This window comes from Thomasclavelia cocleata, from assembly GCF_900102365.1.
GTDB classification, from domain to species: domain Bacteria; phylum Bacillota_I; class Bacilli_A; order Erysipelotrichales; family Coprobacillaceae; genus Thomasclavelia; species Thomasclavelia cocleata.
Genome location: NZ_FOIN01000001.1, coordinates 189,444 through 202,694, shown reverse-complemented (window position 1 = coordinate 202,694; position 13,251 = coordinate 189,444). Strand labels below are relative to the sequence as shown.

15 protein-coding genes are annotated in these 13,251 nt (G+C 30.5%); all 15 read left to right on the top strand.

All coding sequences use genetic code 11. The features are described 5' to 3' along the window. Positions 1-68: 68 nt before the first annotated feature. The 15 genes from rpsP (at position 69) to pyrH (ending at position 13,250) form a co-directional block, all read left to right on the top strand. Positions 69-341, top strand: a complete 273-nt coding sequence (rpsP, locus tag BMW96_RS01155) for a 30S ribosomal protein S16 (protein WP_092351638.1) — start codon at positions 69-71, stop codon at positions 339-341. A gap of 2 nt (positions 342-343) precedes the next feature. After that, positions 344-592: a KH domain-containing protein gene (locus BMW96_RS01150; RefSeq protein WP_092351636.1), complete on the top strand. Its 249-nt coding sequence runs from the start codon at positions 344-346 to the stop codon at positions 590-592. 40 nt (positions 593-632) lie between these two features. After that, positions 633-1,142 (top strand): ribosome maturation factor RimM, encoded by a 510-nt coding sequence (rimM, locus tag BMW96_RS01145; protein ID WP_092351634.1) that lies wholly within the window; start codon positions 633-635, stop codon positions 1,140-1,142. After that, complete coding sequence (trmD, locus tag BMW96_RS01140) at positions 1,132-1,851, top strand: tRNA (guanosine(37)-N1)-methyltransferase TrmD (protein ID WP_092351632.1); 720 nt, start codon at positions 1,132-1,134, stop codon at positions 1,849-1,851. The genes rimM and trmD overlap by 11 nt, the downstream gene beginning before the upstream one ends. 104 nt (positions 1,852-1,955) lie before the next feature. Further along, positions 1,956-2,306: a 50S ribosomal protein L19 gene (gene rplS / locus BMW96_RS01135; protein WP_092351630.1), complete on the top strand. Its 351-nt coding sequence runs from the start codon at positions 1,956-1,958 to the stop codon at positions 2,304-2,306. Between the two features lie 286 nt (positions 2,307-2,592). Continuing rightward, entirely contained in the window at positions 2,593-3,138 is a 546-nt protein-coding gene (gene lepB / locus BMW96_RS01130; protein ID WP_092351628.1) for a signal peptidase I, read from the top strand. An 11-nt stretch (positions 3,139-3,149) separates the two neighbouring features. Continuing rightward, positions 3,150-4,016 carry a ribosome biogenesis GTPase YlqF gene (gene ylqF / locus BMW96_RS01125; protein ID WP_092351626.1) on the top strand — a complete coding sequence of 289 codons (867 nt, stop codon included), beginning with the start codon at positions 3,150-3,152 and terminating at the stop codon, positions 4,014-4,016. Next, positions 4,003-4,623 (top strand): ribonuclease HII, encoded by a 621-nt coding sequence (locus BMW96_RS01120; protein WP_092351624.1) that lies wholly within the window; start codon positions 4,003-4,005, stop codon positions 4,621-4,623. Before ylqF ends, BMW96_RS01120 begins: the two co-directional genes overlap by 14 nt. Before the next feature lie 72 nt (positions 4,624-4,695). After that, positions 4,696-5,448, top strand: a complete 753-nt coding sequence (gene dprA, locus BMW96_RS01115) for a DNA-processing protein DprA (protein WP_092351622.1) — start codon at positions 4,696-4,698, stop codon at positions 5,446-5,448. A 75-nt stretch (positions 5,449-5,523) separates the two neighbouring features. Beyond that, positions 5,524-7,596 carry a type I DNA topoisomerase gene (gene topA / locus BMW96_RS01110; protein ID WP_092351620.1) on the top strand — a complete coding sequence of 691 codons (2,073 nt, stop codon included), beginning with the start codon at positions 5,524-5,526 and terminating at the stop codon, positions 7,594-7,596. Between the two features lie 61 nt (positions 7,597-7,657). Then, entirely contained in the window at positions 7,658-8,962 is a 1,305-nt protein-coding gene (gene trmFO, locus BMW96_RS01105) for a methylenetetrahydrofolate--tRNA-(uracil(54)-C(5))-methyltransferase (FADH(2)-oxidizing) TrmFO (protein ID WP_092351618.1), read from the top strand. After that, positions 8,943-9,848 carry a tyrosine recombinase XerC gene (gene xerC / locus BMW96_RS01100; protein ID WP_092351616.1) on the top strand — a complete coding sequence of 302 codons (906 nt, stop codon included), beginning with the start codon at positions 8,943-8,945 and terminating at the stop codon, positions 9,846-9,848. The genes trmFO and xerC overlap by 20 nt, the downstream gene beginning before the upstream one ends. Before the next feature lie 159 nt (positions 9,849-10,007). After that, positions 10,008-10,868: a 30S ribosomal protein S2 gene (gene rpsB / locus BMW96_RS01095; RefSeq protein ID WP_092351614.1), complete on the top strand. Its 861-nt coding sequence runs from the start codon at positions 10,008-10,010 to the stop codon at positions 10,866-10,868. 69 nt (positions 10,869-10,937) lie between these two features. Continuing rightward, on the top strand, positions 10,938-11,825 hold the full coding sequence (gene tsf / locus BMW96_RS01090; RefSeq protein ID WP_092351612.1) for a translation elongation factor Ts: 888 nt from the start codon (positions 10,938-10,940) through the stop codon (positions 11,823-11,825). Between the two features lie 708 nt (positions 11,826-12,533). Beyond that, positions 12,534-13,250, top strand: a complete 717-nt coding sequence (pyrH, locus tag BMW96_RS01085) for a UMP kinase (protein WP_092351610.1) — start codon at positions 12,534-12,536, stop codon at positions 13,248-13,250. The last annotated feature ends 1 nt before the right edge of the window (position 13,251 follow it).

The window sequence follows — 13,251 nt, the reverse complement described above, 5'->3', positions numbered from 1 at the left end:
TTTTTTGCTTGACACCTTAGAAGCATTATGTTAAAGTATACACGTAAATTAATTAGGAGGAAATATAAATGGCAGTAAAATTAAGATTAATCAGAATGGGTGCTAAAAAAGCTCCTTTCTATAGAATTGTAGCAGCTGATTCTAGAGCTCCAAGAGATGGGCGCTTTATTGAAATGTTAGGAACTTATAATCCTTGTACTAATCCTGCACAAGTTACAATCAAAGAAGAAGAAGTATTAAAATGGTTAAACAATGGTGCACAACCATCAGATACAGTTAAAAGCTTATTATCTAAACAAGGAATTATGAAAAAATTTGCTGATTCAAAATTAGGTAAATAATTATGGATTATGCTAAGATTCTTAAAGATATCGCAATTGAATTAGTTGAAGACAAAGAGCATTTAGAAGTGCGTGAAATGCCTTCTTTAGAAGAAAATGTAGTTGTTTTGTATGTATATTCGGCTCAATCTGATATTGCTAGATTAATTGGTCGTAAAGGAATGATGGCTAATTCAATTAGACAATTAATGTCAGTAGCTGGTCGCAAGACTAATAAGAAACTAGATATTAAGTTTGAATCGTATGAATAATTATAGATGTGCATAGCACATCTATTTTTTTGGAGGAAAAATGGATAAAATTAAAATTGGTAAAATTGTGGGGACCCATGGTTTAAAAGGCGAAGTGAAAATTAGATCTAGTAGTGATTTTGGTGAGGAAAGGTTTAAAAATGGAAATTTTATAATTGTTAGCTATCAAGGAAATGAGCTTGAATTAGAAATTGTTTCATCTAGAGTTCATAAGAGTAATTATTTAGTTTCGTTTAAAGATAATCAAGATATTAATTTAGTAGAAAAATTTATCGGGTCTTTTGTTTATGGTTTTAAGGATAAAGGTTTATTGGATGATGATGAATATTTTTATGATGATTTGGTTGGATTGGAAGTTAGTAGTATTAAGGGTAAAAAGATTGGGATAGTTACATCAATTTATAATAATGGACGTCATGATATCTTAAATATTGATTATAATGGTAAAAATGTTGCTATTCCTTATGTGGATGCCTTTATTAAGGATGTTGATATTGATAATAAAGTAATTATAGTAGAATTAATCAAGGGGTTAATTGATGAAGATTGATATTTTGACGTTATTTCCAGAAATGTTTACTGGTTTTTTAAATACTTCAATTATAAAAAGAACAATTGATAAAGAACTTGTAGATGTTAGATTGCATGATTTTAGAGAGTTTTCTAAAGATAAACATAAGCATGTAGATGATTATCCATATGGTGGTGGACAAGGTATGGTATTGATGTGTGAACCAATTATAGAATGTTTAAAGACACTTACCACTGATGATAGTATTGTTATATTAATGTCTCCTCAGGGTTTAACATTGAATCATGGTCTAGCAGTTGAATTATCTAATAAAAAACATCTAATTATTATATGTGGACATTATGAGGGATTTGATGAAAGAATTAGAGATTATGTTGATATGGAGTTGTCAATAGGTGATTATGTATTGACTGGCGGGGAGTTAGGCAGTATGGTTGTTAGTGATGCTATAATTCGTTTGCTTGAAGGTGCAATAAAAGAAGATAGTCATCAGGATGATTCTTTTAGTCATGGTTTATTGGAATATCCTCAATATACTCGACCAAAGTGTTATGATGGAAATGAGGTACCAGAAGTGTTATTAAGTGGACATCACGAAAATATTCGTAAATGGCGGAAGTATCAATCATTGAAAAAAACCTATTTAAAAAGACCCGATTTATTACAATCGTATCAATTTGATAAAGAAAGTTTAGAAATGATGAAAAAAATCAAAGAAAATGATTGATTTTTACTGTGTATTTCTTTATAATGAAAAAGTCGCAAGACTGCAGATGTTCCGCTGGTTAATCGAATGAACATTTAAGACAAATTTGTTAAAGGAGAATAAGGATGAATTTACAATTAGTAGAACAAATTACTAAAAAACAATTAAGAAATGATGTTCCTCAATTTAAAGCTGGGGATACATTAAAAGTATTTGTAAAAATTAAAGAAGGTGACAAATTCCGTGTTCAGTTATTTGAAGGGGTTTGTATTGCGAGAAAAGGTAGCGGTATTTCAGAAACATTTACAGTAAGAAAGATTTCATATCAAGTAGGTGTTGAAAGAACTTTCCCTATTCATACACCAATTATTGACCATATTGAAGTAGTTAAAGTTGGTAAAGTGCGTCGTGCTAAACTTCACTATTTACGTGGTTTATCTGGTAAAGCTGCTAGAATTAAAGAAATTAGAAAATAAGAAACGGATTCCCGTTTCTTTTTTATTAAAAATGTATTGGTATGATTTATAAAATTTTATTTAGTAAATGATTATTTATTATATTTTAGATTAAAATTGTTGTTTGGATTATAATCGTAAAAAATTGATGTTTTTATAATCTTAATATAATGAATATAAGAATAAAATTGTTTACAAACATTAAAAAAGCAGATATTATTTTAGTAGTAGAAAAATTATTTTATTAAGTTAATCTAGGCGATATATCTTTTTCTATTTTGATAATAATTTTGTAGGAGGCTTTCTAATGGCAAAGAATAAGGGACTAATCAAGTTTTCTCTTGAAATGATAGTGGTTGTAGTTATTGCTGCTATAGTTTTTACTAAAATTGTAATTCCTATACGTATTGATGGGGAAAGTATGTATCCTACTTTACACGATAAAGATACTGCTATTATAAATGCCTTATATCTAAGTAAAAGTGATATAAAACGATTTGATATTATTGTTTTAAGATGTGATAAATTAGATAAAGATATTGTAAAACGGGTAATTGGGTTACCAGGAGATACTATTATTTTTAAGGATGATAGATTATATATTAATGGTACATATTATTCAGAAGATTATTTAGATAAAAAATATATTGAAGAAGCAAAGGTAAAATATAGTGTTGAATTATTTACTAATGATTTTGAAATTGCTTTAAAAGATGATGAGATTTTTGTACTTGGAGATAATAGACTTCGTTCTGCTGATTCAAGAACTCTTGGAACATTTAAATATAGTGATATTATTGGTAAAAAAGGGATTATAATATATCCATTTAGTAATATGGAATTTATTAGTTAGGGAGGTAGAGTATGTCAAAACAAATTCAATGGTTTCCAGGACATATGGCCAAAGCACGAAGAGAAATTAGTGAAAAAATAAAATTAATTGATATTGTTATTGAATTGGTGGATGCAAGGGCTCCACTTTCTTCTAAAAATCCAATGTTTGATCAGATTTGTAATAATAAACCAAGATTAATTGTAATGACCAAAAAGGATTTGGCTGATGAAAGAGTTACAAATAAATGGATTGAGTACTTTAAAAAGAAAAATATAGATGCAATATGTGTTAATTTAAAGAATTTTAATGAGTATCAGTTAGTTATTAATATCAGTAAAGAAATTTTAAAAGAAAAGATGGAACGTGAAGCAAAACGGGGGTTAAAACCACGAGCGATGCGGGCAATGGTGTTAGGAATTCCAAATGTTGGAAAATCTACTTTCATTAATCGTTTAGCCAAGCGTAAAGCAACAGTTACGGGTAATCGTCCAGGAGTGACTAAAGCACAACAGATTATTCGCGTTGATAAGGATTTTGAATTATTTGATACGCCAGGAGTGTTATGGCCGCGGTTTGAAGATATCAATATAGCTCGTAATATTGCTTTAATTGGTTCTATTAAACAAGATATTTTACCATTAGATGAGTTATTTATATATGCGGTTAAATATTTAGAGGCTGTATATCCTAAAAGAGTAATGGATCGTTATGATATTGAAATTGATTTTAATGATGACTGGGTAGAAAAAGCATATGATGATATTGCTAAAAATCGAAAAATTAAACCAGTTCGTGGGTATACTGATTATGATCGTGTAATGGAAGTTTTTTTTAATGATATATTTGATGGCAGTATGGGGAAGATTACGTGGGAGAGACCAGATGATACGTTATGAATATGAAACTAAATATTATCAAGAAGGTTATGATTATATAATTGGTTTAGATGAAGCAGGCCGAGGACCAATGGCTGGTGAGTTAGTTGTGGCAGGAGTTATTTTTCCTAAAGGTTTTTATGATGAAAGAATCAATGACTCTAAACAGCTTTCAAAGAAAAAACGTGAAGAATTATATGCTTTAGTGATTGATAATGCTTTAGCTTATGATATAGAAATTATAAGTGTTGAAGATGTTGATAAGTTAAATGTATATCAAGCAAGTAAACAGGGAATGGAAAAATGTTTAGAGAACTTAAAACGTGATAATATGTTTGCATTAAGTGATGCTATGCCCTTAAATTATATAAATCATGAAGCAATTATTAAAGGTGATGCGAAGAGTATTTCAATTGGTGCGGCCAGTATTCTAGCTAAAGTAACACGAGATAGATTAATGGAGGAATATGCAAGAGTATATCCAGAATATGGTTTTGATAAGCATAAGGGTTATGTTACCAAAATGCATAAAGAAGCGATTGAAAAGTATGGAATTTGTCCAATTCATCGTAAATCTTTTGCACCTGTTCAAAGAATTCTAAATAAACAAATGTCATTTAATTTGTGAAAATGATATTTGTTTATTTTTTTTGTAGTAATGATATATTTGTTGGGGTAAAAGATAATGAGGTGATAAATAGTGGAGGAAATTCTATTATATTTTTCGTTAAAATATCAAGGAGACTTTGATAAAATATATCAAGCTTTAAAGTGTAAAGAAAAAGTAGATGTTTTATTGAAAGAAAGGTTATTAAAAAGTTTAAAATCACAATATACAACCATAATATCAAAAGACTATCCAAGTGCATTAAAAGAAATTAGTTGCCCACCATTTGTTTTATTCTATTATGGTGATTTAACGTTGACTGCTACTAAGTGTATTGGAGTTATTGGAATGCGTCATCCTAGTGATTATGGAACTGAAGTAACAAAGGCAATGGTTGCTAGTTTGGTTAAAGAAAATTACACAATTGTAAGTGGTTTGGCTTTGGGAATTGATGTGATTGCACATAAAAGCGCAATGAATAATTTAGGTAAAACAATTGCAGTTTTAGGTAGTGGTATTGATTATTGTTATCCACTGAAAAATAAGTCAGTATATCAGGCAATGAAAAATAATCAGTTGATTATTAGTGAATATCCTGGTAATTTAGTACCAAAGAAATTTAATTTTCCCCGGAGGAATCGCATAATTTCAGGGTTGAGTGAATCTATATTAGTAACTGAGGCAAATAAGCGAAGTGGGACAATGATTACAGTTGGCCATGCTTTAGAGCAAGGAAAAGATATTTATTGTATTCCAGGTAGAGTAGGTGATGCTTTGGGGTGTAATCATTTGATTCAACAAGGTGCAAAATTAGTTATGGATATTAATGATATTATTGATGATTAAACACTTTTTTTAAATTTGTATTGACAAAAGAATAAAAAACACTAATAATTGTGTTATTCGTGTGGAGGAAATGAAATGAGCAAAAAAATAGTTATTGTCGAATCGCCATCAAAATCCAAAACAATTGAAAAATATTTGGGAAGTGATTATATTGTTACTTCATCAAAAGGTCATGTTAGGGATTTGGCTACTTCTGGAAAAGAGGGATTAGGTGTAGATGTTGAAAACAAATTTATACCTAAATATGTAATAAATAAAGATAAGCGTGATGTTGTTAAAGAATTAAAACAATTAGTAAAAGAGTCAGATGATATATATTTGGCAACTGACCCTGATCGTGAAGGAGAAGCGATATCATGGCATTTAGCACAGGTGCTGAATGTTGATATGGATAAAGAAAATCGAGTTGTTTTTAATGAGGTAACTAAAGATGCAGTAGTTGATGCTTTGAGTCATCCTCGTAAAATTGATCAAAATTTAGTTAAATCACAGGAAACAAGAAGAGTTCTTGATCGAATCATTGGATTTAAATTATCAAAATTATTACAAAAAAAGATTAAATCTAAAAGTGCTGGACGTGTTCAGTCTGTTGCTTTGCGTTTGATTGTTGAAAAAGAACGTGAGATTGAAGCTTTTGTTCCTCAGGAATATTGGAAGATCAAAGCTGAGTTTGAAAAAGATGAAATTGAATTTACTGGTGAGCTTGCTAAATATAATAATAAGAAATTAGAAATTAAAAATGGTGAAGAAGCAAGTGCGATTTATGAATCTTTAAATAAAGAATTTGAAATTGCAAATGTAAAAAAGACTACCAAAAAAAGAGAATCTAAACCTCCTTTTATTACATCTACTTTACAACAGGAAGCTTCATCTAAACTTGGTTATAAAGCAAGAAGAACAATGTCAATTGCTCAAAAACTTTATGAGGGGATAACATTAGAAGATGAAACTGTTGGTTTAATTACGTATATGCGTACTGATTCAACACGATTATCTGATTCATTTGTAAGTAGTGCTCAAGAATATATTAATGAAAAATATGGTAAAGATTACATTGGAAAAGTTAAAGTTAGTAAAAAAACTGAAAATGTTCAAGATGCTCATGAAGGGATTCGTCCTACCAGTGCACTTAGAACACCAGAAAGTGTAAAAGAGTTTTTAAAGCCAGAAGAGTATAAATTATATGCTTTGATCTATTCTCGGGCTATGGCTTCGCTAATGGCACCTGCTAAATTTGATGCAACTTCAGTTTCAATGATGAATAATGGTTATGAATTCAAGGCTAGTGGTTCGGTAATTAAATTTGATGGTTATCTAAGAGTTTATGGGGCTTACGAAAAACAAAATAATGAATTATTACCAATTCTTACAGAAAAAGAGATTTTAGAAAGTAAAAAGATTGAAAAGAGTCAGCATTTTACTAAACCACCTGCTCGTTATAGTGAAGCTAAATTAATAAAGGAAATGGAAGAATTAGGAATTGGACGTCCAAGTACGTATGCAATGATTATTGATACGATTCAAACTAGAGGATATGTTGAATTGATTGAAAAGACTTTCAAACCAACTGAATCTGGTATTTTAACAAGTGATCGTTTAACTCAATATTTCAATGATATTATCAATGTTGAATATACTGCTAAAATGGAACATGAATTAGATGATATCGCTGAAGGTGAAGATGATTATGTTAGTGCTTTACAAAGTTTTATGGATATCTTCCAGCCATTGTTAGATAATGCATATGATAAGATGGAAGTAATTGCTCCAAAGAAAACAGGTGAAAAGTGTCCTGAATGTGGTCATGATCTAGTTGAACGTAAAGGTCGTTATGGAACTTTTGTGGCTTGTGAAAACTATCCAGAATGCAAGTATGTAAAAAAAGATCCTGTAGAAATTGAGTATACTGGTGAAGATTGTCCTAAGTGTGGCAGTAAGATGGTTTTTAAGAATGGTCGTTTTGGTCGTTTTGAAGCATGTTCAAATTATCCAGAATGTAAATATATTAAAAATTCAAAGAAAAAAGAACCTGTTATGACTGATGAAACATGTCCAAATTGTGGGTCGCCAGTTGTAATTAAACAGGGACGCTGGGGTGAATTCAAAGCTTGCTCGAATTACCCAAAATGTAAAACAATTATCAAGTAGGACGTAAAGTTCTACTTTTGTTTTCAAATTAGAAATGATAAACTATAGAAGGTGATATAAAATGGAGAAAATAGTAAATATAATTGGGGCAGGATTAGCTGGTGTAGAAGCTTGTCATCAATTAGTGAAAAGAGGATATAGGGTGCGTTTATATGAAATGCGTCCTAAAAAAATGACACCAGCACATCATAGTGAAAATTTTGCCGAATTAGTTTGTTCAAATTCTTTACGAGCTGATGGAACTGGTAATGCTGTAGGGGTTTTAAAAGCAGAAATGGAAATGATGGATAGTATCATTATTAAATTTGCAAGAATACATCAAGTTCCAGCTGGGGGAGCTTTGGCAGTGGATCGTGATAATTTTTCAAAGGCGATAACAGATTATATTGTTAATCATCCTTTGGTAGAAGTAATTCATGAAGAGGTAACAGAATTTCCAAAGGGAAAGACAATTATTGCTTCTGGTCCCTTAACTAGTGATAGTTTATCTAATGCAATTAAAGATAAATTAGGTGAAGATTATTTTTATTTTTTTGATGCTGCAGCACCAATCGTTACTAAGGAAAGTATTAACTTTGATATTGCTTATTATAAATCACGTTATGATAAGGGGGATAATGAGTATATAAATTGTCCAATGAATGAAGAACAGTTTGAATCTTTTTATGATGCATTGATTAATGCAAAAGTGGTAAAACCAAAAGATTTTGAAGAAAAATTTTTTGAAGGCTGTATGCCTTTTGAAGAGATGGCTAGACGAGGAAAACAGACTTTATTATTTGGGCCCATGAAACCTGTTGGATTAACTGCTCCTGATGGAACTCGACCATATGCTGTAGTACAATTACGACAAGATAATGTGCAAGCAAGTTTATACAATATTGTTGGTTTTCAGACACATCTTACCTGGCCTGAACAAAAAAGAATAATACAAATGATTCCAGGACTTGAAAATGCTAATTTTGTTCGTTATGGAGTAATGCACAGAAATAGTTTTATTTGTTCACCTAAGCATTTATTGAATACATATCAGCTAAAGACTTATCCAGATATATTTATGGCAGGTCAAATTACAGGTGTTGAAGGATATGTAGAATCTGCTCAAAGTGGAATGGTAGCAGGAATAAATATGGCAAGAATGCTAGAAGGTAAAGAAATGTTAGTTTTTCCTAATGAAACAGTTATGGGCTCTCTAGCTAATTATGTTATTAATGCTTCAAAAGAGAATTTTCAGCCAATGAAAGCAAATTTTGGAATATTACCAGATTTTTCGATTCGTATAAAAAAGAAAGAACGAAAAGCAGCTTATGCCACTCGAGCATTGGATACAATGAAAAAATTTGTGAATGAAAATGAACTTGGATAAACTAGCAGGTCAATATCTTGAGTACCTTCAATATCAACGACATTATTCGATTAAAACAATTGAATCATATAATCGTCAAATCAAGCATTTTATTTATTTTTTAAATCAAGAAGCAATTACTGATTATAATGACGTTAATTATTTGATGCTACGTGGTTATTTAACAAAATTGTATGAAGAAAATTTAGCTAAAACATCAATCAATCATAAGTTAAGTGCGTTACGTAGTTTTTTTAACTATTTATTGAAAGAGGAATTAATTTTAGATAATCCATTTTTATTAGTTGAGTCTCAAAAAACTACTCAGCGTAATCCAGATTTTCTTTTTTTAGAAGAGATGCTTGATTTATTGGAGAGTATTGAAACAAAAGATGATTTAGGGGTTCGTAATAAAGCAATGTTGGAATTGATGTATGCTTCAGGTTTACGATGTTCAGAAGTTGTTAATTTACAAATATTCGATATTGATCTTGGTCAAATGATTTTATTGATTCATGGAAAAGGAAATAAAGATCGTTATGTTCCATTTCATGAATATGCCCGTGATTGGCTGATAAATTATATTGAAGAGGCTAGAACAAGTTTAATGATTAAAAATGAAGGTCATAACTTTGTTTTTGTTAATAAATTTGGTAATCCTCTAACAAATCGTGGGGTTGAAGATATAGTTGATCGAGTAACACGACATTACGATCCAACTAAAAAAATTCATCCACATACTATTCGTCATTCTTTTGCAACACATTTATTAAATGCTGGAGCTGATATTAGAACTGTGCAAGAACTCTTAGGGCATGAAAATTTAGCTACAACACAAATATATACTCATATTACAAAAGATCATTTAAAAGAAGTATATTTGTGTGCACATCCACGAAGTAGATAAAATAAAGAAAATTAAAAAAATATGCTTGTATGGCTAGGTTTTTTATGATAGAATATGTCAGGTATGAAAATACACACATTATGAATTCACTTATCTAGTGCCTGATTAGGTGATAAGTGTTCGAAATAATGGAGGAAAAACAAAAAGGAGGAAGTTACAATGTCAGTAATTTCAATGAAAAAATTATTAGAAGTAGGTGTTCATTTTGGACATCAAACAAAAAGATGGAATCCTAAAATGGCTCCATACATCTTTACAGCAAGAAATGGAATTTATATTATTGATTTACAAAAATCATCTAAAAAAATTGATGAAGCTTATAAAGCAATGAATGAAATCGCTGCTAAAGGTGGAAAAGTATTATTTGTTGGTACTAAAAAACAAGCTCAAGAAGCTGTAAAAGAAGAAGCTATCCGTTCAGAAAGTTTTTATGTTAATTCTCGCTGGTTAGGGGGAACTTTAACAAACTTTAAGACAATTCAAAAAAGAATTAGAAGATTAATTGAATTAGAAAAAATGGAAGCTGATGGTACTTTTGAATTATTACCAAAAAAAGAAGTTATATTGCTTAAAAAAGAAGCTGCTAAGTTAGAAAAGAACTTAGGTGGTATCAAAGAAATGAGAAGATTACCTAATGCTTTATTCGTTGTTGATCCAAAAGCTGAACATAATGCAGTTGCTGAAGCAAGAATTTTAGGAATCCCAGTATTTGGTATTGTTGATACTAACTGTGATCCTGATGAAGTTGATTATGTTATCCCAGCTAATGATGATGCTATTAGAGCAGTTAAATTAATTGTTGCTGCAATGGCTGATGCAATTTGTGAAGCAAAAAATGAACCTTTAACTGTAGCGTACATTAAAGATGAAGATGATAAAGAAGTATCTATGAATGATGCAATCACTTCAGTTGAAAACAATCAAAGAAGAGCTCCTAGAAATAAAGGTGGAAGACCTAATCCTAGAAGAAATAATGCTCCAAGACCAAATAAAGATAACGCAGCTGGAACTGAAAAATAATTCTGTAGAATAAGGGAAAGCATGGCTTTTCCTTTTTAAATAAAAATATATAATAAAGGAGATAATAAAATGGCAATTAGTGCAAAATTAGTAAAAGAATTACGTGAAAAAACTGGTGCTGGAATGATGGACTGTAAAAAAGCTTTAGAAGCTTGTGAAGGTGATATTGAAAAATCATTTGACTGGTTAAGAGAAAAAGGTATTGCTAAGGCTGCTAAAAAAGCTGATCGTATTGCAGCAGAAGGTTTATCAGCTTTTGTAGTAGATGGAAATACTGCAGCAATCGTTGAAGTTAACTCTGAAACAGATTTCGTAGCTAAAAACGCAGAATTCCAAGGGTTAGTTAAGTTGATTTGTGAAACTGTTGCAGCTAACAAACCAGCTGATTTAACTGCAGCATTAAATGTTGAATTGGATGGTAAAAATTTAGAAACAGTTATTGCTGAAGCTAGTGGAAAAATTGGTGAAAAATTAAGTTTTAGAAGATTTGAAGTATTAACTAAAGAAGATGATGAAGTATTTGGTGCTTATTCTCATATGGGTGGAAAAATGACAGCGATCGTTAAAGTTGCTAACTCTACTGCAGAAAAAGCTCGTGATGTTGCTATGCATGTGGCTGCTTCAAATCCTCAATATATTGATAGAACTGCTATTCCTCAAGAAGTATTAGATCATGAATTAGCAGTATTAAAAGCTCAAGCAATGGAAGAAAATGCTCAAGCTGCTAAACCTAAACCAGAAAATATTGTTGAAAAAATGGTTGAGGGTAGATTAAACAAAAATTTAAAAGAAATGTGTTTAGTTGATCAAGAATTTATTAAAAATCCTGACGAAACTGTAGCTAAATTCTTAGGTGAAGGTAAAGTTTTAAGTATGGTAAGATTCCAAGTTGGTGAAGGAATGGAAAAAAGAGAAGAAAACTTTGCTGAAGAAGTAGCTGCTCAAATGGGAAAATAATTTTATTTTTGTAAATATTAAATAAGAACCTTGAAAATTTAGTGTTTTCAAGGTTCTTACTTTGTATTCTGGGCATGACATATGTTTTGATTGATTCAGTGAAATTATCCATTCTTGTTTTTGTAACTATTACCATAAAACAGATGTGGAATTTTAGTTGGAGTTTGGTATTGGAATGACTTACAGAATAAAAAAACATATACTGAGGGATTTTGGATTCTATTTTACGCAATTGTAATATATCAAGTGAAAAACAAAAGATTCAAGCCTTCTCTTGAAACTGAGAAAGAGTAATGACAATGATGAAATTCAAGTAATTACAAAACGATTCATGTCAAGCGAATTTGAAAATATCCAAAATTTATTCCAATTTCCTTATTGACAATGAGCCTCGATTCCTAAGAACCTAATAAATCATCAAAAAGGTAAAAAACAAGGAACGATATACCTTTTTTTGATGAAATAGTATAACTTAGAAATGCTCATTATCAATAAGTTTTCTCAACATAAATGGGACAAAGTCATTTTTGATAAGTTGAGACAAATTTATTTTCGAATCACAGTGTACTCTTTTACCTGCCTATTGTACCTTGACTAAAGGAAGAAAATATGATAAATTTTTTAGAGAAAAAGTAATCATTATTGTTGATGATAAATGCAAAATTATGCATAAATCTTTTTAAAGAAATTATAAAAAAGGAGATTAATATGAAGTATAAGCGGGTATTATTGAAATTAAGTGGTGAGGCTTTAGCTGGTGAAGAAAAGACAGGAATAAGTGCTTTAACTGTAGCTGATATTGCACGTCAAATTAAAGACGCCAAGAACTTGGGTGTTGAAATTGCAATTGTATGTGGCGGAGGAAACTTATGGCGTGGTAAAACTGGTGCTGATATGGGAATGGATCGTTCTAGTGCTGATTACATGGGAATGTTGGCAACAGTAATGAATGGTTTAGCAGTACAAAATGCTTTAGAGGCTATAGATGTTCCAACTAGGGTTCTTTCTGCAATTGAAATGCGTCAGGTAGCAGAACCTTATATTAGAAGAAGAGCTATCCGTCATTTAGAAAAAGGAAGAATCGTAATATTTGGAGCTGGTACAGGGAGTCCTTTTTTTACAACCGACACAACTGCAGCTTTAAGAGCAGCAGAAATTAACGCTGATGTGATTTTAATGGCAAAAAATGGAGTTGATGGTGTATATTCTGCTGATCCTAAAGTGGATTCTAGTGCTATACGTTTTGAAGAAATTTCATATTTTGATGTCTTACAAAAAGATTTGAAAATTATGGATCAAACAGCTATTACTTTATGTAAAGATAATAATATTGATTTATGCGTATTTAATATGTCTGAAGATGGAAATATTGCTAAAGCATGTAATGGCGATAAAATTGGAACAACTATTACAGGAGGAAAATAAA